This is a genomic window from Absicoccus sp., from assembly GCF_034090965.1.
GTDB lineage: Bacteria > Bacillota_I > Bacilli_A > Erysipelotrichales > Erysipelotrichaceae > Absicoccus > Absicoccus intestinalis.
This window is the reverse complement of the sequence record NZ_JAXDRQ010000040.1, coordinates 1-23,243: the sequence shown is the minus strand read 5'-3', so window position 1 is coordinate 23,243 and position 23,243 is coordinate 1. Positions and strand designations below refer to the sequence as shown.

Below are 23,243 nucleotides of genomic sequence, written 5' to 3'. Positions count from 1 at the left end.
ATGATATTTGAGCGACATGCAAATATGAAATACAAATTTGGGAACAGAAAGTTTTGGGCAAGAGGATATTTTGTCGATACAGTTGGAAAGAATGAGAAAGTAATACGTGAATATATACAAAACCAACTTGTCGAAGACAAGTTGGCAGATGAATTGAATTTAAAAGAATATATTGACCCGTTTACGGGTGAACGGGTCAAAGCAAGCGATTTACCATGCCTCTTTTAGAGGCAGCATGTAACGGGGTTGCGACTGGTGAGGTTTCAATGGTCGAAGGACCTGCGCAACAACAGGCCCTTATAGGGCATTCAATACCACTAATTTTTATTAGTGGTTTTTATAAAGAAAAGGAGCTGGATGAGCTCCTTGATGGATTATTCGTAATCAGCTAATAAATCCGATAATTCATCTTGAATGGTTTGACGTAACGTATTGAACGAACGATCAAACAATTCTTGGTCTTGATCGGTCATTGGCAATTTAATGACTTCTTCGACACCATTGGATCCAACGATACTTGGTGTACCAATGTAGTAACCTTCTTGACCATATTCACCTTGTTGATAACTAGATACTGGCAAGATGGCACGTTCGTTATTCAATACACAAGTAACGATACGTTTCAAGGCAAGACCGATTCCATAATAAGTGGCACGTTTTAATTCAATGATCTTATAAGCTTTATCACGAACACCAATATATAATTCTTGTAATTCTGCTAAAGATACATCGCCTTTTTCGTCCAAGTATTCCAATAAGTTTTTGCAGCCAACATAGGTGTTAGCCCAAGATACGAAACTAGAATCACCATGTTCACCCATGATATAAGCATGGATATTGCTTGGTGCTACATTCAAGCGTTCACTGATTGCAAAACGCAAACGTGCGGTATCCAATACATCACCGGAACCAAATACATGATTCTTTTGTAGACCGGATGTTTTGTAAGCCACATATGTCATGATGTCGACTGGGTTTCCAGCACAAATCAAGATACCATCAAAGCCATTGGCTTTTAAGTTCTCACAGCAATCTTTTGTGATCTTGGCATTGATCTTAACCAATTCCAAACGTGTTTGGCCTGGTTTTTGTGCAATACCAGCTGTTAATACAACAATGTTTGTATCTTTGGCATCTGCATAGCTACCGGCACGAATCTTCATTTTGGTTTCCGCATAAACTAAACCATCACTCAAATCCATTTCTTCGCCTTTGGCTTTGTCCGTGTTGACATCGACTAAAACCAATTCATCGATTCCTTTTTCCGATAAAAGGGAATACGCAAAACTCATGCCGACAAAGCCGGTACCAATCAACATGATTTTTCTTTTAGAAATTTTTTCTGTAGCCATTGAATACTAATCCTCCTCTAATGTAAGTATTTCTGAACTTATTATACTCCATTTATTGTTCGTACAAAACAAAAATAAAAGGATTTCGTAAAAACGAAACCCCTTACATTAAGAATTGGATGAACCAAGCGTTACTGTCTTCGTGACTTTCTTGCCATCGCGTTCTACGACTACTTTGACTTTATCGCCTGGACTATGTTTCTGAATGACAGCTTTTGCCTCACTGGAAGTGGAAATCGAAGTGCCATCGATCGATACAATACGATCACCGGACTTTAGACCAGCTTTATCAGCCGCACCCCCACTTACGACTTGGACGATGTAACAACCTTCCGTAGCCCCCTCATCGACATAATAGTTGGAGCTGCCTTTTGTATAATCATATAAAGAAACATTCAATGCGGCACGATTGGTGACTTTTCCATTTGCGATCAATTCATTGATGACATCGATTGCACTATTGATGGGAATCGCAAATCCAATGCCCTCAACACTGCCATTGGATGATGAAGAACTGGATGAATATTTCGCATTGACAATACCAATCAAATTGCCATTGGCATCAAATAAACCACCGCCAGAGTTACCTGGTGAAATGGATGCGTCCGTTTGCAGCAATGTCATCGTCGTGTTATCGATTTGGACTTGGCGGTCCAAAGCAGAAATAATACCTTCCGTTACGGTACCCCCTAATTCGCCCAATGGATTTCCAATCGCAATCGCCACATCACCGACATTTAAACTGCTTGAATCACCCAGTGTAACTGGTGTTAAATTACTGGCATCAATTTTTAATACCGCCAGATCACTGTCTGAATCACTACCAACTAAAGTGGCTTGATATGATTTTCCATCGGTTGTCTTCACGGTAATGCTCGAAGCCCCTTCAATGACATGGTTGTTGGTTACGATATAGCCATCTTTACTATAGACAATTCCACTACCGGCCCCTTCTGAAATATATTGGCCATAAATACTATTGCCATTAGAAACGGATTCGGTAGTGATCTCAACAACACTCGGACCACATTTGCTGGCAATGTCACTGACATCATTGACTTTGGATGAACCTGTTGTAGACCCTTTGACTTGGTTGATGGTGACGTTGCCGGATGATGTATTTAGGTTGGAAGCTATATAACCACCGGTAAATCCTAAAACCCCTGACAACAAGGCACATACCAATACAAGGATCAAGACTTGTTTGGGAATTTTGGCTTTTTCTTTAAATTCTGGTGGTTGTTCTTGCATATTATGATTCATGGTTTACGTGTACCTCCTTTGACACATGCATTAGTATACTACAAATAATTCCTTAAATTTACATAAAAACAGTCGGAAATTTGATATGATAAAGCGGAGGAAGGGAAAGAAATCATGGTTTTTTCGAGCTTACTTTTTATTTTTGCGTTCTTAGTACCCTGTATGATCATCTATACGCTTGTGGATGATACCAAAAAGAACCAGGTACTTCTGATTTTTTCATTGATTTTCTATTCTTGGGGTGGACCCCGATATTTGATCCTTTTGCTTGTCGATACCTGGGCTAGTTGGTGGTTTGCGATACAGATCACACGACATCGAAAACAGGCCAAACACTATTTACTAGGCGAATGCGTCGTACTATTGGGGCTATTAGGCATTTTTAAATATACGGTCTTTTTTTGTTCCAATTTCCATGCTTGGTTTGGCATTCCCAAAGTGATTCCCCAAATCGTTTTGCCCATTGGTATTTCTTTTTATACCTTTCAGTTATTATCCTATGTGATCGATGTCTATCGAAAAGAGGTCAAAGCGCAACCAAAATTTTGGAAACTCTTATTATATTCCAGCTTGTTTCATCAATGCATTGCCGGACCAATTGTCCGCTATGAAACCGTAGCCAATGAAATTGAGCATCGGCAGGTTTCGCAAAGCGATATCTATGAAGGCATTCGCCGTTTCTGTGTTGGGTTGGCAAAAAAAGCAATCTTGGCCAATGGATGTGCATCGGTAGCCGATACGCTGTTGCCATTTCAACAATCGGCACTACAAAATCAAGCCATCACAGGGTTGTGGTTAGGCATGCTCTTTTACATGCTCCAGATTTATCTGGACTTTTCTGCGTATTCCGATATGGCCATTGGCATGGGACGGATGGTGGGTTTTCATTATTTAGAAAATTTTAACTATCCGTATATGGCCCATTCCGTACAGGATTTTTGGCGAAAATGGCATATTTCCTTAAGCACCTTTTTTCGCGACTATGTTTACATTCCTTTGGGTGGCAGTCGTTGTTCCAAAACAAAATTCATTCGCAATATGACCATCGTTTGGTTTTTGACTGGTATGTGGCATGGTGCCAGCTGGAATTATATATTATGGGGATTATATTATTTGGTTTTTTTGTTGCTGGAACGATTTGTCTATGGCAATCGCTTACGATCCATCGGAGCTCATATATATACTTTGTTTGTCGTATATATAGGCTGGGTCATCTTTCGATTTGAGAATGGTTCGCAACTTTTGACGGTATTGGCCGGAATGATCGGCATGGGATCACATGCCTTTACCAGCATGCAAGTCCATACCTTATTTTTGGAAAATATCTTCTTTTTATTGTTCTGTATCCTAGCTTGTACTTATATAGGTAAGGCCATTCGCCATATGTTACCTGTCATAGGAAAATCCAATGCGATCATTTATACCATCTATACATGGGGAGAGTTGCTATTGCCACCCGTACTTTTGATCTTATCGGTCTTGGCTTTGATTGGAAATAGCTATAATCCTTTCTTATATTTTCAGTTTTAGGAAGGAGAAAGAGAATGAAATATACCAAAAAGCAACGAAAACAAATTCGTTTGTTTCATAATTTGAGCGTGGTGATCACCAGTTTTCTATTGATCATCGGCATGATCATGGGTGCTTTGTTTTTTATTCGACCCACACGATCCATTGTAGAAAAACGGCAGTTGACTGCTTTTCCTGCGTTCCATTTTTCGACCTTCTTGGATGGTTCCTACTTTTCGGACATATCCAAATGGTATTCGGATACATTTCCCGGACGGGATACATGGATCGCAATGAGCCAGAACTTAAAGAAATCCTATGGCATCGAATCCAATACACGTATGGTTGGTGGAAATGTTGAAAAAGATACCATTCCAACCAATGGAAAAACATCCAATACCACCAAGACGGCAAAGGCACCGAAGACCAAGGATATGCAAGCCGAAGTGCAAAACCAGATCATGGAAGGATTGTATGTCAAAGATGGGGCTGCCTATAGTGTGTATTATTTTGATCAGGGAGCTGCCAATACCTACACCAAAGCCATCAATCGAGCCGCTAAACAATTAAAAGGAACGACCAATGTGTATTCGATATTGGTGCCTAATAATTCGGGTGCGATGTTGGACAAAAAGACGTTATCTTCTTTAGGTGGATCGGATCAACAAGAAGGAATCAATTATTATGCTGATCGATATACGAAAAATGTACATATGGTTGATATATTGCCAACGTTAAGAAAACACAATGATCAATATTTATATTTTCGGACCGATCATCATTGGACAAGTTTGGGTGCTTATTATGCGTATAAAGATTTTTGTAAGGAAAAAGGCATCAACGCGCATTCGTTATCCTACTTTAAGAAAAGCTATAAATTCAGTCCATTCTTGGGCACCTTCTATGACAAGTTGAAAGATACAAGTATGGAAAAAAATCCCGATTATGTCAAAGCCTATGTACCCAATGGTACCAATGATCTGACTTATTGGGATGAATCCAATCAAGAACATAGCTGGCATGTGATCGAAGATGTCAGCTCTTGGAACGAAGGGTCTGGTTATTATTGTTTCATTGGTGGGGATAAACCATTGACCAAAATTGAGAATCCAAAAATCAAAGATGGATCAAGCTGTGTGGTAATCAAGGAGTCCTATGGAAATTGTTTTGTGCCTTATCTGGTGGATCATTATCAGACGGTCTACGTGATGGATTTTCGATATACCAAAGAAAAAATTGTATCGTTCTGTAAAGAAAACAACATCAAGGATTTGATCATGATCAACAATATCACGATCATTGCTTCGCCGGATGTTGCAAGCAAAATCGATAGTGAATTGCATTGAAATTAAGAAGTGTTATAATAGGAAAGAATTAACTAGGAGGAAGTATCATGCCTGCAAAAACAAGATCGAAAAAAACGACGACTACAACGAAGAGTGCTACCACAACCAAAAAAGTAGCAAGCGCTAGCGCAAAGCCAACGGAAGAAGTATCAAAAACGGCAAAGAAAGTAGAACCGGCACAGAAAGATACGACGACAAAAACGGCTGCGAAAAAAACAACAGCTAAAAAAGTCACTCCAGCAAAGAAGACAACAGCGAAGAAATCCGCTGAGCCAAAAACAGAAGCAAAACCAGCTGTGAAACAAGCAACACTAGAAACAGCAAAACCAGCAACTAAGAAAGTGGAAGCAAAACCAGTTGCCACAAAAACAGCAGAAGTGAAACCAGCAACCAAGAAAGTGGAAGCAAAGCCAGTGGCGACAACGGCAAAAAAACCGGCTGCAAAGAAAACGGTCACTAAAAAGGCAACGGCTGCTAAAAAAGCACCGGCAAAACGGGCAACGGCTGCCAAAGCTGCCAATAAGAAAGTAGCTGCAAAAAAAGCGACAACGAAAAAAACGGCTAAAAAGCCGGTTGTCAATACAGCAAAGACCGAACAATACAATAGTTTTGCGATGGATACATGTTTTGAAATGGCTCGTGCCATGGGTGTCAACATGGATTATGAAAACTATGCTTCATTATTGTTGGATAATGCCGATATTGATGCGTTGACTAAAAAAGTATTGGATGATTTCCATGTGGATACCAAAGCATTTACGTTTGAAAAAGACGGATATGATACCGATCTGATTCGTGTCATCTTTGATCGTGTTGCCGATACGGTCGATATTAAAGCATCTGATTTTGAACAAATTGGTAAAGATGTGAAGGCTCATGCTTCTTATACCATTAAGGATGATGCAACGGTCAACAATGAAGAATACCAAAAAGAATTTGATATCGTACGGAAAGTATTGATGATCGCACAACGCAAGAACATTCATCAAAGTGCCGATCTTGTTGAGTTGATCAAAGTGGATGTGACCGACATGATCCAGACATTCATGGATCTTGCCTATCATGTATTGCCATTGTTTGAATACGATGATGTGAAATATTATGAGAATTTCATTTTTGCGGTCCTTTCCCAATTGGATGATCTTCATCAAAAATGGGGAACACGTGCTTTGATGGATATTGCTGATTTGTATATCAAACATGGTGATTATGGTCAAGGTGATGCCAATTATAACTATGTATTGCGTGAAAACCAGATCAAGGATATGATTTATTATCGTTTTGCGAATGTATATGTCGATATTGATTTGGATAAAGCCAAAGCCATTGCGAACAGTGCATTCCAATATGTCGATGATCGATATGATTATTATCCAAAATTGATTGAAATCTTAGAGAAGTAGGTATGTGGGAGGCTTGCCTCCCTTTTTCTTTTCGAGTATAATACAGATTATTCTAGGAGGGGATACATCATGGCAAAAAAGACAATTCCAGACTGGGTTTATCAATGTTTGGATCAATATGGCAATTGTGCATGTGGTCGCAACTTAACAAAAAAATTAGGAAAAGAAGGTTTGATTCAAGAATTGGAAGCCAATGGCTATCCATGTGAATTAGAAATTCTCTCGGATTCAACCGATGAAGAGTATCCAAAAGATGGCACCTATATTGTAGTATCAAAGAATCGTGAGATCTTATTGGATAGTGAAGATACAGAAAACGAAGAAGACTATTGATCTTCTTCGTTTTCTTTTTCCAATTCATTTTCAAACAGCAGGTATTTCCTTGCTGACAACAATAAGAATATGCAACAAATTTCAAAAAATAGAGCTATTGCTTCTGGATGGCCAACAATGATGCTTCGTGCAATCGCAAAGATCAATACTTCGGTGACACTTTCCATCGAATGAATCAACAACATGCGAACGAATTCAATCGTGATGATAAAGTTGAAGACATACGATAAAACATCAGAAAGCGGTACTTTATTAAAGAAGAAGGATGGCAATTGGGCAATGATATCAAAACATTGGATCACGACGACTAAGATCAAGATGATTGCCATGATCACTTCGATCCAATGGAGCAGCCAGATTGAGAATTCATTGATTTTTTTCATATCTATATTTTACCATATAAACAAGATTATGATACACTTTTGAAAAGGATGTGAAAAAATGGAAAATTTAACACAGAAGATTTTAAGAGCCCATTTGATCAAAGGGGAGCTAAAAAAAGGATCTCCGATCGAGATTCGTATGGATCAAACATTGACCCAAGATGCAACAGGAACCATGGCTTATATGCAGTTGGAAGCCATGGGGGTAGACCAAGTCAAAACGGATCTGTCCGTTAGTTATGTAGATCACAATACTCTACAAAATGGTTTTATGAATGCGGATGATCATGCCTATCTACAATCCGTAGCGGCTAAGCATGGCATCTATTTCTCAAAACCAGGAAATGGGATTTGTCATCAGGTGCATTTGGAACGATTTGCGACACCAGGAAAAACATTGATTGGATCGGATAGCCATACGCCCACTTCATCGGCCATGGGCATGATTGCGATTGGTGCTGGTGGACTGGACGTTGCCAAAGCGATGGCAGGGATCCCCTATCGATTGACCATGCCTGAAGTCATCGAAGTTCGCTTGAGCGGTCAATTAAAACATGGTGTTTCTGCCAAAGATATCATTTTAGAACTACTGCGTCAATTGAGCGTAAAAGGTGGCGTTGGCAAAGTCTTCGAATATACAGGTGAAGGAGTCAAGACATTAAGTGTGTATCAACGTGCAACCATCACCAATATGGGTGCCGAATTAGGTGCAACCACTTCGATCTTCCCGAGTGATGAGATCACCAAAGAATTCTTGACCCGTCAAAATCGGGTGAAAGATTGGCAACCATTGGCTGCTGATCCAGGCGCAAGCTATGATGGCCTGGTTGAAATTGATCTTGATCAATTAACACCATTGGCCGCTTGTCCGAATTCCCCTGATGCCGTCAAACCGATTACGGAATTGCGTGGAATCAAAGTTGATCAAGTAGCGATTGGGTCTTGTACCAATTCTGGCTATGAAGATATGATGAAAGTGGCCAATGTCTTAAAAGGCAAAACAATCAATCCTAATGTTTCGTTAGTCATTTCTCCAGGTTCTCGTCAAGTCTTAGAAAAATTGATTGAAACGGGAGCTTTGAGCGTATTTATCAAAGCGGGTGCACGAATTCTTGAATGTGCCTGTGGACCATGCATTGGTATGGGACAATCGCCGAAGAGCGATGGTATTTCTTTGCGTACCTTCAATCGTAATTTCTACGGTCGTTCCGGAACATTGAGTGCAGGTATTTATCTGGTTTCACCCGAAACCGCTGCGGTTTCTGCTTTGACTGGATCGATCAGTGATCCAACCCAAGAAGACTATGAAGATACCTTTAGCGCGGAACCCATCTTCATTGATGATTCCATGATCTTGCCACCAAGTGATCGACCTGAAGATGTGGAAATTGTTCGTGGTCCAAATATTAAACCGTTACCACAAAATACCAAGATGACCGAAAATATTGATAAGAAAGTTGTGATCAAGTTGCCTGACAATATCACGACCGATCACATTGCTCCAGCTGGTGCGAAAGTCTTGCCATATCGTTCTAATATTGAAAAATTATCTACTTTTGTCTTTATGAACAACAAAGAACATTTTGATGAAATTTGTAAGGCCAACCATGGCGGCATTATTGTGGCGGGTGAAAACTATGGGCAAGGATCTTCTCGTGAACATGCGGCTTTGGCACCGATGTATTTAGGCATCAAAGCAGTATTGGCGAAGAGCTTTGCACGAATCCATCATGCCAATCTAATCAACTTTGGAATCCTACCATTGGAATTTGTGGATAAAGCCGATTATGATGCGATCGATGAAATGGATGAATTGGAAGTTGTCCATGTTCCAGGGCTATATGACCAACCAACCATAGAAGTCAAAGATCTGACAAAACATAAAACGTTTAAGGCTACGGCACAATTGACCAAAGAAGATTTGGATATCTTGATGGATGGTGGTGCTTTGAATTATATTCGTAATCATCAATAAGAAGAGGACAAGCTCCTCTTTTTATCTTGTAGTTTTGCTTGGGAAATGATACACTCCATGCGGGAGTGACAATATGAAATTCAAAGAATTAACAATCCAAGAATATGAAGATTTTGCGACACATTGTGCAGGTCGTTTTTATTTAAATAGTTCCAAGATGATCGAATTAAAGAAACAAAATGGTTGGGAAACCTACTATGTGGGTGTGGTGGATGATGCCAACCAAGTTTTGGCAGCTGCCGGCTTTAGTAAAGTACCCGTCATGCGATTCTATCATTATGCCTATGCCCAACGTGGTATCTTATGTGATTTTCATGATCCGGAATTGACCACTTTTTTTACGGAAGCATTAAAGAAATATATTGCTGATCATGGCATGGCCTATCTACGAATGGATCCATATGTGGAGTATCAACAATTGGATGACGATGGACAAGTTGTTGAAAATGGTTGGAATCATCAAGCGATGATGGATTTTTTGGCCAGTCTTGGCTATGCACATCAAGGTTTCTTCAAAGGATGGCCCGAAGATCGACAAGTTCGCTATATGGTCGTGATGGATCTGGATGATCTAAGCGAAGACGATATTGTTGCGAATTACGAACCCAATACGAGAAGAACCATTGCCCGAGCTAAAAAAATGGGGGTCAAGACCAAAGAATTGGATCTTGATCATCTAGATCCTTTTATGGAATTGATGGACTATACCGCAAAGAAACGACATTTTACGGACATGGGATTGGCTGCTTATCAAAATCAGATTCGTGCGTTAGGAAGTGATCATGCCAAAGTTATCGTATCGTATTTGGATACGGTCGAAGTGCATGAAAAAAATGCGAAAGATCTTGCGGATATTCAAAAGGAACAAGAAAAAACCAATGCGATCTTAGCGAAGAATCCCAATAGTAAAAAGATGAATCGACGGCAAAAGGAAGAGTTGGAGCGAATCGCACAAATTGAACGTTGGGAACAAACAACGAAGGAATTGGAAGCAAAATATGGCAAAGAAATTATTCTGTCGGGTGCCTATTTTGTGATTTATGATGGGGAAATGGATTATATTTCTTCCGGCTCTTATGATGAATTAAGAAAATATTCGGGTCCGTATGTGATCCAAGACCAAGCCATCCGAACGGCCAAGCGTTTGGGGCTGCATCGATATAATTTTACCGGAACCAGTGGAATCTTTAATGAAGAAGGTCCAGACTATGGAGTCTTCTTATTCAAAAAGCATTTGGGTGGTCGTCCCATCGAACTATTAGGGGATTTTGATTTGGTTTGTGATCCGAAAATGATGAAAAATATCAATCGGATGCAGAATTTAAAGCATGTATTCAAAAAATAGTCAGAAGTCAGTTATCAAATTTGGTAACTGGCTTTTTTTGTGTTGTCTTAAAAATCGAAAAAAAAGTAGCGAAAATGATGGGGATGGGGTATTATTGTGGTACAAAGTAGCAGTTTGTGTCAGAAAGTGGGGGTGATGACACGTGTTCATGGGTGAATATGCGCATAACATCGACCGTAAGGGGCGGTTGATCATGCCAGCTAAATTTCGTGAAGAACTCGGTGGACACGTTGTCGTAACACGTGGTTTGGATGGCTGTTTGTATGTCTATACGATGCAACAATGGGAAAAAGTTTATGAGGGGCTTTCAAAATTGCCAACCACAAACAAAAATGCACGTTGGTATCAACGTATGGTTTTGTCCAAAGCCGCAGAATGTGAAATGGATAGTCAGGGGCGAATTCTCATTCCATCGTCATTGGCCGCTCTGGCTAAATTAGAAAAAGAATGTTTGATCATTGGGATGGCTAATCATCTGGAAATCTGGGCAAAGGATGTCTGGGAAAATGAAGAAGCAGAACAAAGTGATGCTTTTGAAGATATGGCTGAACAATTATCAGAAATCATGGGGTAATTATGGAACATAAGAGTGTTTTACTAAAAGAATCCATTGAAATGCTTCAGATCAAAGACGATGGAATCTATGTCGATTGCACGTTGGGTCGTGGAGGACATAGTAGCGAAATATTAAAACGGTGCACCCAAGGACATTTATATGCGTTGGATTGTGATCAAAGCGCCATTGATGAAAGCACGAAGCGATTGTCTGCCATTGGTTCCAATTTCACGTGTATTCATACACCTTTTGAACGTTTGGCCCAAGTGCTGGATGAACAAGGAGTATCTGTCGTCGATGGAATCTTGATGGATCTTGGCGTTTCCAGTCCACAATTTGATGATGGTTCGCGCGGTTTTAGTTATCGGTATGATGCACGTTTGGATATGCGCATGGATCAAAGCCAGGAATTAGATGCATGGACCGTTGTCAATACGTATTCACAAGATGAATTGACCGGTCTTCTCAAATCTTTTGGCCAAGAGCCATTTGCGCATAAGATTGCCCAACAAATTGTACAAACGAGGCAAGAACATCCCATTGATACGACATTTCAATTGGTGGATGTGATCAAACAGTCTTTGCCACAAAAAGTCTTGAATAAAAAGGGACATCCTGCCAAAAGGACTTTCCAAGCGATTCGCATGGAAGTAAATGGGGAACTCCCACAATTGGAATCGGCTTTACATCAGGGCTTGCACCGCTTAGCTGTAGGTGGGCGGATGTGTGTGATCACTTTTCATTCTTTGGAAGATCGTATGGTCAAACAGACGTTCAAGCAGGTGGCAACACCACCAAAAGTCAATCGACGAATACCAGTGATAGGGGAAGAAAGATTGGAATATCAGCTGATCAATCGCAAGCCCATTTTGGCAAGCGAAACAGAATTGGCAGAAAACAATCGGGCACATAGTGCAAAACTAAGAGGGATAGAAAGGCTGAGAAATTTTGAAAATGAAGCAAAAGAAAATAAATAATAATACATCAAGAAAAAAACGTATGAATACAAAGAAACATCGTTTTTCACAGGATTCAAAAGTAATTGCTTTTTTTGTTCTCGCATTGGTCTTCTATATCCTATCAAAGACGGTGATTTGTTCGCAAAATATGACATTGTCGATGCGTGACCAGGAATTATCAAAAAAATTGAGTCAAACGCAGCAACAAGTCGATCAACTAACGAGCCAAGTGAATAACTTGGAAGAAAAGTCACGCGTATTGGGTCTATTAAATGACAAGGTTGCAGAGAATCAAAAAAATGTATATATTATTGATTAATAGATGGGATTGATGATATGAAAATCAAAGCGACCAATAAGCGACTCTTTCGGGTGATACAAGTGATGATTATTATTGGAACATTAGTGAGTGCTAATGTTCTTTTTACCATGGTCACAAAAACCCATATATGGACCGGACACAATGTATTGGATCCGCGCATCAGCAATAGTATTGTCCATACGACAGTCTCGGCCAAACGAGGAGAAATCCTGGATCGCAATGGCACGGTCATTGCCCAAGATACACAAGCCTATACCGTTATTGCGTATGTGGATTCTAGCAATGTAGATGCCAATGGCAAGGCGAACTATGTCAAGCATCCCAAACAAGTGGCAAAAAAATTAAAGACGGTCTTGACCGATATTGATGTGGATCAAGTGGCCGACACCATTCAAAATGCGAAAGATAAAGGGTTGTCTCAAACCGAGTTGGGATCGGGAACCAAACGAATCTCAAAAGCGAAAATGAAAAAAATCAAGAAGTTAAAATTGACAGGCATTGATTTTGAGCAAACCGTTACGCGAAAATATCCAAGTACCCCTTTTGCATCCAATTTAGTTGGTTTTGCCGCATATGACGAAGACAAACAACAAATTGTGGGTAAATTGGGTTTGGAACAAACCTTAAACAAATATTTATCGGGTACCCAAGGAGAGGTGACTTACCAACAAACGGTCAGTGGTGATGTTTTACCAGGTACGACCAATGTAATCAAACAAGCCGAAGATGGTGCCAATGTTAAACTGACCTTGGATGCCAATCTGCAAAAGACCGTGGAAACCCAATTGAAAAAAACAATGAAAGACAATGATGCCGAAAGTGCCTGGTGTGTGGTCATGGAACCAAGCACCGGCAAAGTATTGGCTTGGTGTTCGTATCCAACCTTTAATCAAAATACCCATAAAACAATTTCTACGTTTACCGATTTGATCAGTGAATCGGCGTATGAACCGGGTTCTGTCATGAAACCTTTTACGTTTGCGACCGCCATTGATACAGGTGTGTATCCAAAAGATCAAACCTATCGGGCTGGTTCTTTCTTGTATACTTATGATGAATCCACCAAGAAAATCACCCGGATCCAATCGGGAACGACACCATATCCTGCTATTAGCGATGCCTTAGGTGAAGACTTTGGAACCATCACTTTTGATCAAGCTTTGGCTTATTCCAGTAATGTCGGTATTTGTGAATTATTGGCTAATTATATCAACTATAAAGATTATGGCAAATACGTCAAAAAATTTGGTTTCTATCAAAAAGTCGGTACGCCATGGATCCATGAGGTAGCGGGTCAAAAGAATTTATCCATGCCTATGGGTTATTTGAATTCCGGTTTTGGTCAAGGATCTTCGATCACGATCTTGCAGTTGATGCAAGCGTATACGGCCATTTTTAATAATGGCCAAATGATGATGCCTTATGTGGTGGATTCCATTACGGATGCAGATACCGGAAAAACCATCAAGAAATATAGTCCAACCCAAGTTGACAAGCCGATTTCCAGTGACACCGCTAAGCAAGTCCGTGAATTAATGAGTCATGTATTGGATGATGGAGCCAGTGGTGAAAAATTTAAGATGGATGGTGTCGATATGGTCGCCAAGACCGGTACTGGACAGATTTATGATAGTAAGACCGGCACGTATAAGGAAGATACGTATACATCCAGTGTCATGGCGGCAGCACCTGCCGATGATCCAAAGGTCATGGTCTATTGGGGCATGGTCTCGGATAATTATTTAAATTATTCGGCCGATCCTTTCAAAACGATCATGCAGGCAGCATTGGTCTATGAAGGTGTGGGCGGTCAAGATGAGGAAAATGCGAAAAAGTATGCCTCTTGGGCTAGCTATACAATGCCTTCTTTATTGAATCATAGTGTGGACTATGCCAAAGAACAGATGGATGGAAAAAAAGTTCATGTGGTCTATATTGGCAATGGTACGAATGTCATGGCACAATATCCGAATGCAAACCAGACCATCAATTCCAATGATCGGATTTTTGTATTGACCGATGGCAATTCGATTTCGATGCCGGATATGACGGGATGGACACAAAAAGACATTACGGCCTATAGTCAATTAACGGGTATTACGATCAAGACTTCGGGCAGTGGTAAAGTCAGTTCGCAAAGCGTCAAAGCAAAACAACCAATCACATCGGATTCGGTGATCACGGTAAAGATGAAATAAGGATGGATGTGCCGAAAAAGTTCAGATAACTTTATCTCATTTTTGTAGAAATTATGGTATTATTGAACAGTAGTAAAGGAGAAGTCGAATGAGTATAAATAAAGTTTATGCATCTTTTGAACTTGCCGATCGTGAAGTTCGACTGATTGTTCTTGAAATTTTTGAAGGTCAATTCAATGTCTTACGTGTAGAACGTGTGGCGTGTGATGGCATTCAAAATCAAAAGATCGTCGATGAAACGAGTGTTGTACAAGCCATTCGCAAAGCAAGCAATAATGCGAATGCGGCAATGGGATATCGCATTGAAAGAGCTTTATTAGCGATTCCAAGTGTCAATGTACAACATGTAGAACAAAGAGTTCATGTGCAAGTGGAAGATGGAACAAAATACATTCGTTTATTCCATATACAACAGGGGTTAAACAAAGCTGTACAGAAAAAAATTTCCGATGATGTTGAACTTGTCAATATTGGTCGCATCACCTATGAGGTGGATGGACAAACATCCACAAAGATGCCGATCAGTGCACCCGTCGATGAATTTTATATGAATGTGGAATTGTTGTTTGCCGATAAGGAAACGATTTATTCTTTTGCGCGTTGCATTGAACAAGCCAACATGGAAATCTTAGATATTTATTTGGATGCCTATGCGATTGCCCAAGAAAGTGCAGTGGCTGTCAAATCACAAGATCGTTTGATGATCCAATTGGATCTGGAAGCCGATCATTGTGTGTTGACTTTATTTAGCCATGGCTTATTATATAGCAGTACCGTTTTGGAACATGGGTACCGTTGGTTTATTGAAGAAATCAAAGAGCAATATGGATTGAGTGATGCGGTATGTTTCCGTTTATTGCAGAATGTGTTTAATACCGAAGTGGATCCAGCTATTGATAAGATCATTTATATTGAACAGCGTAGTGAACAGCGCATTGAGATCACAGCCCATCAATTGACCGAAGTCGTTGTGGGTCGCATCAAGGAATGGATCAACAATGTGAATGATGCTTGTGAACCTATCCTTCAACAAGGACCAAGTGAATTTGTATTGACCGGAAAAGGGGCAAACATTGGCATTTTCAGTAAACTAACCAGTGAATTTCGTTCGAATGCAACGATCTATGCACCGCAAAATGTGGGAGCCCGCGATGCTTCTTTCACTTGTTGCATTGGCGTCTTCTATGCGTACAATGACATCAATAAGATCCGTCATTCCAACAAGATCTGTGCAAATGTCAATGAATTAGGTGCAAGTATCGATGCCATTAATCACAAAGCAAGAAATGGTGAAGAGGGCGGTTTCACGAAGAAACTAAAAAATGTCATTTTATCCGAAAACAAAGAAGAAGATGAATAGAAGGGAAGGTATAAACGATGCCAGAAATGAATCAAGTTGCGAATATTAAAGTCTTTGGAGTTGGTGGTGGTGGATCCAACGCCGTCAATCGTATGGTTGTCGATGGTGTGCAAGGTGTTGAATTTTATGTCGTTAACACCGATGTGCAAGTTTTGGAAACGTCGCCATGTGAAAATCGAATCGTAATTGGAAAAGATACAACTAAAGGATTAGGGGCTGGAGGCAATCCAGAATTTGGTCGAAAAGCAGCCGAAGAAGCAGAATCCGATATTCGTGCGGCAGTAAAAGGGGCCGATATGGCTTTTATCACTGCTGGTATGGGTGGTGGAACTGGTACTGGAGCGGCTCCATTCATTGCCAAGATCTGTAAAGAAGAAGGGGCTTTGACCGTTGCGGTCGTTACTCGTCCATTCAGTTTTGAAGGTCGTCGTCGTGCCAACAATGCCAAACAAGGAATTGAAGAATTAAAGAACTATGTTGATAGCTATATCGTTGTTTCCAATGATAACTTATTGGAAGTCATTGGTCGTAAACCAATTGAGGAAGCCTTCCAGGCAGCGGATAATGTATTGCGTCAAGGTGTCCAAACCATCTCGGATTTGATTGCTGTACCTGCTTTGGTCAACTTGGACTTTGCGGATGTTCGCTCCGTCATGATGAATCAAGGTCGTGCCTTGATTGGAATTGGTATGGCTGAAGGCGAAGACAAAGCGGTATCGGCTGCGGAAAAAGCAATCCAATCGCCTTTATTGGAAGCTCAAATTGCTGGAGCAAGATCAGCAATCATCAATATTACAGGTGGTGACAAGGTTAGCCTATACGATGCGCAGAATGCGGTTGCAGTTATTCAAGATGCTGCCGGTGGCGATGTGGATGCCATCTTTGGTATTGCCATCAATGAACAATTGGGTGATAGTATCATCGTTACCGTTATTGCGACGGGTTTTGATGAAAAAGCAGGAAAGCACACCAATACCAAGGGCAATAGTTCCGTTGAAATTCCAACGGCCAATGGTCAAAACTTATTTACAGAACCAGGAATCAAGACACCAGGAAATCCCGGTGTAGTAACGAGTGTAGAAGATGGGAATGACGATGACGATTCCATTCCAAACTTCTTCTTCAATAATCGTCAATAAGTGATAGAACCAGGAAAACCTGGTTCTTTTTTAAAGGGGAAGCAATGAAACTAAAAAAAATTATTGTAATTGTATTGTGTTCTTTGCTCATGGTTGGTTGTAACAACCAAACGACAAAGAAAACCACAACGTATACGCCGACATTAAAACATTTTTTAAAAACGTCGATAAAACCAGTGGGACAAACCATGTATGTATGGGGTGGCGGTTGGAATAAAGCCGATACGGCTGCTGGAAAAGAAGCCCGTCAAATGGGTTTGAGTCCCCGTTGGAAGAAGTTTTATGAGAAGCAAGATGCAAGTTATGATGTGAGTCAAACCGCTTATCAAATTCATGATGGCTTGGATTGTTCTGGATTTGTTGGTTGGGTAACTTATAACACGATGGAAACAAAAGATGGCCAACCTGGCTATGTGAAAGAATCGGGTAAACAGATTCAATGGTTTGCAAAAAAAGGCTTTGGGAAAGTAATCCAGGCGGATGCGATCACCACGTATCATCCGGGTGACTTGATGGCTAACCAGGACCATATCTTTATTGTATTGGGACAATATAAAGATGGTTCGTTGTTGATTGTTCATGCCAGTGTGCCAGGTGTTCAAATTAGTGGAACACCGGATATCAATGGCAATATCAATAGTTTAGCCATCCAGAAAGCAACGACATTGATGGAAAAACACTATCCAGAATGGTGTGCAAAATATCCTAATCATATGGTGGATTATTCCTATTTGACGGATTATGATCAGTTTGTTTGGAATACCAAAACTTTCAAGGATGCCAAGAAAATCCAAAAGATGAAACCTTCACAAATTCTATCGTTTATTTATTAAAAAAAAGTGTTATAGTTAATGCATTGAGTGAGGGATGCAAGTGATAAATAAACGAGGACAACACAAAAGAAAAAATCAACGATCGCTTATTTTAATAGGTATTCTTTGTATCGTCATGATTTGTACTTTTGTGTTTTTTTTACATCATACCAATACGGAAGTACAGGCAGGACAAGCTTATGTCGTTGCCCAGGAAAAGAAATCAACCAGTGCTTTAAAACCAACATTGGAAAAAAAGCGCCAGGCAGAAATGAGCCAAGCCATGGCGGAAGGGAAGTTAAATGTTTTTTCGATGTTTGATGATTATGTCTTTTTTGGCGATAGCCGTGTCATGGGGTTTGAAACATATGGCTATTTGGATGCCAATCGGGTATTGGGTGATAGTGGCGGAACGATCAAACGAGTGGATGATCATTTAAACGAAATCAAATCACTAAAACCGACACGCGTCTATCTTTCCTATGGTATGAATGATATGGGATTGAAGATCAATGATGAACAGGGCGGCTATGCCGGGGTTTATGAAACCGAAGTGAAAAAGATCTTGGCCATCGTACCCAATGCGAAGATTTATGTATGTTCCATCATTCCGTGTTCACCAGAAGCTTTACAAAAATCATCATCTTGGGGACAGGTAGGTACCTACAATCAACAATTGAAGGCCATGTGTAAGAAAAATAAGTGGACGTATATCAATTGTACCAAATTGGCTGATAATGGAAATGCCGATATTTATCAATCAGATGGCATCCATTTTTTGACGAGTTTCTACCCAATTTGGGCACAAACTATCATTGATGCAACGCAGAAAGCAGAAAGTTAGGGGAAATCATGAAGAAAGTACAAGTATTACGGTGGCTCGTATTGGTGTGCCTCATACTATTTGTGGGACAATATTTAATTGTTCCTAAAGATAGCACGACACCTTTTCAGACGGTCGCTAAGGATAGTGTAAAAGATATATCGGTATCTGATTATACCATTCAAGAAAATCGTAATATTCGTCGATTTTTAAGCTTAGATCCATCGACATATCAGCATATTCGCTACTACAAAAATAAAGATACGATGCAGTCGAGCGAAATTGTGATCGTTCAATTTAAGTCGGATGATCAAGCGGATGACTTTAAACAAGCCATGCAGAAGCATGTAGATGATCAAATCAAGATATTTGATGGGTATTTACCGAAAGAAGCGGATTTATTAAAACAATGTAAGATCGTAACGCAGGCCAATTATGGTATATATGTCACGAATAAAAAAGCAGATACGGTTGTCAATAATTGGCAACAAAGTTTAAAGAAGGGGGACTGATCATGAGCTTTACGACCCTTGTCTTTTTATTCCTCTTTTTGCCAGTTGCTTTGATACTCTATCGTTATATGCCTAAAGGAAAGAATCTTGTTTTAGTTCTACTGAGTTTTCTTTTCTATGCGTGGGATAATCCAGCTTATTTACTTTTATTGATTTTAAGTGTTTGTTGGAATGATCTGAGTGCCAAATGGATGAATCAACAAGAAGGCAAAAAAAGAAGAAACACATTGATTGGATCCATTATTGTCGATTTGATGATTCTTGGTTTCTTTAAATATACCAATTTCTTGATTGATATCCTGAATGTATTTCCATTTCATCTTCAACATTTACCGATTCATCTGCCCATTGGCCTTTCTTTCTTTACCTTTAGTGCGATTTCCTATTTGGTGGATGTATACAAAAAGAAAACACCGGTTCAGAACAACTGGCTTTCATTGGCTTTGTATATTGGTTTCTTCGGTAAGGTCAACATGGGACCCATCGTGCAATATGCCGATATGGCTGATCAATTGGAGAACCATCCGCAAACAAAAGAACTTTTTTATCAAGGCATCATGCTCTTTTTAAAGGGTATGTTCAAAAAGGTATTGATTGCTGATCGATTAGCGATTTTATTTGGTGCGATGGCAAGTGATACGACCTTACTAGGAACTTGGTTATATGCCATTAGCTATACCTTACAATTGTATTTTGATTTTAGTGGCTATAGTGACATGGCCATTGGCTTAGGTCGAATGTTTGGGTTTACATTTTCACCCAACTTTGATCATCCCTATATTGCGACCAGTGCTCAGGATTTTTGGCGAAGATGGCATATTTCTTTATCCCGTTGGTTCCGTGATTATTTATATATTCCATTGGGTGGAAATCGAGCCCATTACATTCGTAATATCTTTATTGTTTGGTTTGCGACAGGTTTATGGCATGGTGCCAATTGGACCTTTATTTTCTGGGGATTGTATTATGGCTGTTTCTTATTATTGGAAAAATATTGGTTAAAAGAACGATTACAGAAAGCACCCAATTGGGTATCGCATGTCTATGCATTGGTTGTGATCATTGTGGGTTGGGTCTTCTTCTTTAGTCCAGATATCTTAACTGCTTTCCATACCGTAGGACGTATGTTTGGACTAGGCATTGGTGGTATTTGCAGTACCCAGACTCTGTTCTATGTGAAGACGTATCTTGTGGTTTTAGTAGCTGCTATATTGTTTAGTATGCCGATTAGTCAATATGCTTGGCGTGCGGATTTTGTTCTTTTTAAAAAACATGCTCAAACGGTAGCTACAGCGGTTTATGTGTTTTTCTTTTTTGTATCAATTAGTTTTATTGTTTCAAGTACGTATCAATCATTCTTGTATTTCGCATTTTAAAAAGGAGGCATTCGATGAAGAAATTGGAGAAGCGTTGGCTACAAACGCAAAGTATCATCACGCGATTCTTTATTGTATGTCTGCTGGTGGTGCTGGTCTTGAATGTGATCACGCCAGTGAAAACCACATCGGAAATGGAAAATCGAGGTTTGGCCCAACGACCAACATTGAGTTGGGAAACATTGTGGGATGGTTCGTTTTTTAAGAATTACCAAACGTTTGAATCGGATCAATTTGTCGGAAGAAACAATTGGATTCATTTTAACTATTTGATTCAGAAACTTTCGGGAGTTCGCAAGATTCAGGATGTGTATTTGTGTCATGACCAATTGATGGAAGAAATGCCAGAACCTAACCAAACACAATTGAAACGGAATATTCAAGCAATCAATGATTTTGCGAATGCCCATAAAGATATCAATATGCAGATGGTGTTGGCGCCGAATGCCATCAGTGTACAATCCGATCGCTTGCCGGCGTTTGCTGATGTGAAAGATCAAGAATCCGAAATGAATCAAATCACAAAAGATTTATCGATTCAATCGGTTGATGTCAACAGTGCTTTAAAGAAACATAAAGATGAATATATTTATTATAAATCCGATCATCATTGGACAAGCTTAGGGGCTTATTATGCAGCCCATGCAATCAATTCGAATATCCAATTAAATCAATACGATAAACGTGAAGTTTCTAATTCGTTTCAAGGAACTCTAGCTTCTAAGGTGGGTTCGATCAACATCAAAGATGAAGTGGATATCTATACCCCAAAGAAGACATGTAATTACTTGGTCACGTATAATTCGTCCAATAAACAAACACGTTCTATTTACAATTCTAAAGCGTTCCATCAAAGGGATGTTTACCAAGTGTTCTTTGGTGGAAACGAAGGTATGATCAATATTTCAATCAATAATAATTCGGATAAGCATTTATTGTTGATCAAGGATAGTTATGCCAATTCGTTGGTGCAATTCTTATTGCCATATTATCGAACGATTACTATCATTGATCCACGCTATTATTATGACGATCTGGACCAGCAAATGAATAAAGACATCATTACCAATGTATTGTTTGTATATAACACCAATACGTTTGTACAAGATACCAGCCTGGCTGATTGTTTAGGCTATTAGAAATGTTGCTTGAAAAGGCAACATTTTTTTCTTTAGATAAATTATCGTAATAAGTGCAACAGCCTATAAGAATAAAAAAAGTCCATGGGTTCAATGATAAAATGTGAGTGACAAAACAAACATTTATCAAGGAGAATCCCATGAACTATAACCATCTTAACATAAATGAGATAACAGTCATATCTTTACTTGCTTATTCTGACGTATCGATTCGTGAAATAGCGAAGCAACTTGGAAGAAGTCCGAGTACGATTTCCAGAGAATTGAAACGAAACCAAACAAATGAACGAGATTCCCGGTATATCCCTTCGAAAGCCCAGGAAATATATCAAAACAGAAAACATCATTGTGGCAGAAAATATATTTCCTGTGAGGATACGCTATCCTACGTGAAATCTAGAATAGAAGATCATTGGTCGCCTGAACAAATCGCAAATAGAAAAACAGCACACAAAGTTCCTTCTACATCAACGATCTATCGAATGATTCACCAGAAAAGGCTTGGTCCTATCACAATGGCACGTCTAAGAAGAAAAGGAAACTTTACAAGACCAGCCGAAACCAGAGGAAAATTCAATGATGGCGGCAGGACAATCAAAAAACGCCCCAAAGATGTCTATAAACGAAAAGAATTAGGACATTGGGAGGGTGATACTGTTGTATCTGGTAAAATGGATCGCAAGTGCAAATCTTTAGCCTGTTTTGTGACATTGGCAGAGCGAAAATCAAGAATGTATATTGCGATAAAGGTTCCAAACAGAACAGCCGAAATTGTCAGCCAAGCTATCATCAAAGCATTAAAAGATTTTCCCGAAGACATGGTCAAGACGATAACGTTCGACCGCGGAAAAGAATTCGCCGGTTATGAAGATATAGAAAATGCGCTGCACTGTAGTACCTACTTCTGCGATCCATACTGTGCCTGGCAAAAAGGAACAAATGAAAACACCAATGGACTGTTAAGAGAATTCTATCCGAAAGGAATGGACCTATCACTTGTCGATGAAGATGAGCTAAAGCATAATCTTGAACTGATGAATAATCGGCCACGAAAGTGCCTTGGCTATAAGACACCAAATGAAGTTATGAACGAAACAGACTCACATACATCGTGTTGCACTTAATTTGACAATTCATC

22 protein-coding genes are annotated in these 23,243 nt (G+C 39.7%); 19 read left to right on the top strand and 3 right to left on the bottom strand.

The window, feature by feature from the left end:
• The coding region (locus SOS22_RS05605; RefSeq protein WP_320596584.1) for a transposase at positions 1 to 228 on the top strand (228 nt) is incomplete at its 5' end.
• A gap of 146 nt (positions 229 to 374) precedes the next feature.
• Here SOS22_RS05605 and SOS22_RS05600 read toward each other — a convergent pair.
• Together SOS22_RS05600 and SOS22_RS05595 are read right to left on the bottom strand one after the other, a co-directional pair.
• A complete protein-coding gene (locus tag SOS22_RS05600; RefSeq protein ID WP_320326034.1) occupies positions 375 to 1,352 on the bottom strand; it encodes an L-lactate dehydrogenase in 978 nt (325 codons plus the stop codon).
• A 108-nt stretch (positions 1,353 to 1,460) separates the two neighbouring features.
• Positions 1,461 to 2,615 (bottom strand): S1C family serine protease, encoded by a 1,155-nt coding sequence (locus tag SOS22_RS05595; RefSeq protein ID WP_320326035.1) that lies wholly within the window; start codon positions 2,613 to 2,615, stop codon positions 1,461 to 1,463.
• A 162-nt stretch (positions 2,616 to 2,777) separates the two neighbouring features.
• Here SOS22_RS05595 and SOS22_RS05590 point away from each other — a divergent pair, with 162 nt between their 5' ends.
• The 4 genes from SOS22_RS05590 (at position 2,778) to SOS22_RS05575 (ending at position 7,206) form a co-directional block, all read left to right on the top strand.
• Positions 2,778 to 4,145, top strand: coding sequence for an MBOAT family O-acyltransferase (locus SOS22_RS05590; RefSeq protein WP_320596583.1), 1,368 nt, complete (start codon positions 2,778 to 2,780; stop codon positions 4,143 to 4,145).
• Between the two features lie 14 nt (positions 4,146 to 4,159).
• Entirely contained in the window at positions 4,160 to 5,470 is a 1,311-nt protein-coding gene (locus SOS22_RS05585; protein WP_320596582.1) for a DHHW family protein, read from the top strand.
• A 47-nt stretch (positions 5,471 to 5,517) separates the two neighbouring features.
• Complete coding sequence (locus tag SOS22_RS05580; RefSeq protein WP_320596581.1) at positions 5,518 to 6,873, top strand: neurofilament protein; 1,356 nt, start codon at positions 5,518 to 5,520, stop codon at positions 6,871 to 6,873.
• Between the two features lie 69 nt (positions 6,874 to 6,942).
• Positions 6,943 to 7,206, top strand: a complete 264-nt coding sequence (locus tag SOS22_RS05575) for a hypothetical protein (RefSeq protein ID WP_320596580.1) — start codon at positions 6,943 to 6,945, stop codon at positions 7,204 to 7,206.
• Here SOS22_RS05575 and SOS22_RS05570 read toward each other — a convergent pair.
• The gene (locus SOS22_RS05570) at positions 7,200 to 7,589 is read right to left on the bottom strand and encodes a hypothetical protein (protein ID WP_320325821.1); all 390 of its coding nucleotides are present in this window, start codon (positions 7,587 to 7,589) and stop codon (positions 7,200 to 7,202) included. The two genes, SOS22_RS05575 and SOS22_RS05570, sit on opposite strands and share 7 nt — an antisense overlap.
• Before the next feature lie 58 nt (positions 7,590 to 7,647).
• Here SOS22_RS05570 and SOS22_RS05565 point away from each other — a divergent pair, with 58 nt between their 5' ends.
• The 14 genes from SOS22_RS05565 (at position 7,648) to SOS22_RS05500 (ending at position 23,229) form a co-directional block, all read left to right on the top strand.
• The gene (locus tag SOS22_RS05565) at positions 7,648 to 9,564 is read left to right on the top strand and encodes an aconitate hydratase (RefSeq protein ID WP_320325820.1); all 1,917 of its coding nucleotides are present in this window, start codon (positions 7,648 to 7,650) and stop codon (positions 9,562 to 9,564) included.
• Positions 9,565 to 9,637: 73 nt separating this feature from the next.
• Positions 9,638 to 10,909: a peptidoglycan bridge formation glycyltransferase FemA/FemB family protein gene (locus SOS22_RS05560; RefSeq protein ID WP_320596579.1), complete on the top strand. Its 1,272-nt coding sequence runs from the start codon at positions 9,638 to 9,640 to the stop codon at positions 10,907 to 10,909.
• Between the two features lie 142 nt (positions 10,910 to 11,051).
• Positions 11,052 to 11,483, top strand: a complete 432-nt coding sequence (mraZ, locus tag SOS22_RS05555; protein WP_320325818.1) for a division/cell wall cluster transcriptional repressor MraZ — start codon at positions 11,052 to 11,054, stop codon at positions 11,481 to 11,483.
• Positions 11,483 to 12,442: a 16S rRNA (cytosine(1402)-N(4))-methyltransferase RsmH gene (gene rsmH / locus SOS22_RS05550; RefSeq protein WP_320596585.1), complete on the top strand. Its 960-nt coding sequence runs from the start codon at positions 11,483 to 11,485 to the stop codon at positions 12,440 to 12,442. Before mraZ ends, rsmH begins: the two co-directional genes overlap by 1 nt.
• A gap of 22 nt (positions 12,443 to 12,464) precedes the next feature.
• Positions 12,465 to 12,743, top strand: coding sequence for a hypothetical protein (locus SOS22_RS05545; protein WP_320325817.1), 279 nt, complete (start codon positions 12,465 to 12,467; stop codon positions 12,741 to 12,743).
• 17 nt (positions 12,744 to 12,760) lie between these two features.
• Complete coding sequence (locus SOS22_RS05540; protein ID WP_320325816.1) at positions 12,761 to 14,944, top strand: penicillin-binding protein; 2,184 nt, start codon at positions 12,761 to 12,763, stop codon at positions 14,942 to 14,944.
• 88 nt (positions 14,945 to 15,032) lie between these two features.
• Positions 15,033 to 16,304 carry a hypothetical protein gene (locus SOS22_RS05535; RefSeq protein WP_320325815.1) on the top strand — a complete coding sequence of 424 codons (1,272 nt, stop codon included), beginning with the start codon at positions 15,033 to 15,035 and terminating at the stop codon, positions 16,302 to 16,304.
• A gap of 17 nt (positions 16,305 to 16,321) precedes the next feature.
• Positions 16,322 to 17,443 (top strand): cell division protein FtsZ, encoded by a 1,122-nt coding sequence (ftsZ, locus tag SOS22_RS05530; RefSeq protein WP_128519518.1) that lies wholly within the window; start codon positions 16,322 to 16,324, stop codon positions 17,441 to 17,443.
• A 44-nt stretch (positions 17,444 to 17,487) separates the two neighbouring features.
• Complete coding sequence (locus SOS22_RS05525) at positions 17,488 to 18,276, top strand: hypothetical protein (protein WP_320596578.1); 789 nt, start codon at positions 17,488 to 17,490, stop codon at positions 18,274 to 18,276.
• Positions 18,277 to 18,406: 130 nt separating this feature from the next.
• Complete coding sequence (locus tag SOS22_RS05520; protein ID WP_320325812.1) at positions 18,407 to 19,099, top strand: GDSL-type esterase/lipase family protein; 693 nt, start codon at positions 18,407 to 18,409, stop codon at positions 19,097 to 19,099.
• 8 nt (positions 19,100 to 19,107) lie between these two features.
• Positions 19,108 to 19,590 (top strand): DUF4358 domain-containing protein, encoded by a 483-nt coding sequence (locus SOS22_RS05515; RefSeq protein ID WP_320596577.1) that lies wholly within the window; start codon positions 19,108 to 19,110, stop codon positions 19,588 to 19,590.
• Positions 19,591 to 19,592: 2 nt separating this feature from the next.
• The gene (locus SOS22_RS05510; protein ID WP_320596576.1) at positions 19,593 to 20,966 is read left to right on the top strand and encodes an MBOAT family O-acyltransferase; all 1,374 of its coding nucleotides are present in this window, start codon (positions 19,593 to 19,595) and stop codon (positions 20,964 to 20,966) included.
• Between the two features lie 14 nt (positions 20,967 to 20,980).
• Complete coding sequence (locus SOS22_RS05505) at positions 20,981 to 22,105, top strand: DHHW family protein (protein WP_173445753.1); 1,125 nt, start codon at positions 20,981 to 20,983, stop codon at positions 22,103 to 22,105.
• Positions 22,106 to 22,212: 107 nt separating this feature from the next.
• A complete protein-coding gene (locus SOS22_RS05500; protein ID WP_320596575.1) occupies positions 22,213 to 23,229 on the top strand; it encodes an IS30 family transposase in 1,017 nt (338 codons plus the stop codon).
• Positions 23,230 to 23,243 lie beyond the last annotated feature (14 nt).

Bases quoted from the DNA above. Each gene is read 5' to 3' on its own strand.
- SOS22_RS05595 (WP_320326035.1), bottom strand. From the start codon at position 2,615: ATGAATCATAATATGCAAGAACAACCACCAGAATTTAAAGAAAAAGCC.
- SOS22_RS05560 (WP_320596579.1), top strand. From the start codon at position 9,638: ATGAAATTCAAAGAATTAACAATCCAAGAATATGAAGATTTTGCGACA.
- SOS22_RS05600 (WP_320326034.1), bottom strand. From the start codon at position 1,352: ATGGCTACAGAAAAAATTTCTAAAAGAAAAATCATGTTGATTGGTACC.
- SOS22_RS05585 (WP_320596582.1), top strand. From the start codon at position 4,160: ATGAAATATACCAAAAAGCAACGAAAACAAATTCGTTTGTTTCATAAT.
- SOS22_RS05565 (WP_320325820.1), top strand. From the start codon at position 7,648: ATGGAAAATTTAACACAGAAGATTTTAAGAGCCCATTTGATCAAAGGG.
- SOS22_RS05580 (WP_320596581.1), top strand. From the start codon at position 5,518: ATGCCTGCAAAAACAAGATCGAAAAAAACGACGACTACAACGAAGAGT.
- SOS22_RS05525 (WP_320596578.1), top strand. From the start codon at position 17,488: ATGAAACTAAAAAAAATTATTGTAATTGTATTGTGTTCTTTGCTCATG.
- ftsZ (WP_128519518.1), top strand. From the start codon at position 16,322: ATGCCAGAAATGAATCAAGTTGCGAATATTAAAGTCTTTGGAGTTGGT.
- SOS22_RS05510 (WP_320596576.1), top strand. From the start codon at position 19,593: ATGAGCTTTACGACCCTTGTCTTTTTATTCCTCTTTTTGCCAGTTGCT.
- SOS22_RS05590 (WP_320596583.1), top strand. From the start codon at position 2,778: ATGATCATCTATACGCTTGTGGATGATACCAAAAAGAACCAGGTACTT.
- SOS22_RS05515 (WP_320596577.1), top strand. From the start codon at position 19,108: ATGAAGAAAGTACAAGTATTACGGTGGCTCGTATTGGTGTGCCTCATA.
- SOS22_RS05575 (WP_320596580.1), top strand. From the start codon at position 6,943: ATGGCAAAAAAGACAATTCCAGACTGGGTTTATCAATGTTTGGATCAA.
- SOS22_RS05505 (WP_173445753.1), top strand. From the start codon at position 20,981: ATGAAGAAATTGGAGAAGCGTTGGCTACAAACGCAAAGTATCATCACG.
- SOS22_RS05535 (WP_320325815.1), top strand. From the start codon at position 15,033: ATGAGTATAAATAAAGTTTATGCATCTTTTGAACTTGCCGATCGTGAA.
- SOS22_RS05540 (WP_320325816.1), top strand. From the start codon at position 12,761: ATGAAAATCAAAGCGACCAATAAGCGACTCTTTCGGGTGATACAAGTG.
- SOS22_RS05570 (WP_320325821.1), bottom strand. From the start codon at position 7,589: ATGAAAAAAATCAATGAATTCTCAATCTGGCTGCTCCATTGGATCGAA.
- SOS22_RS05545 (WP_320325817.1), top strand. From the start codon at position 12,465: ATGAATACAAAGAAACATCGTTTTTCACAGGATTCAAAAGTAATTGCT.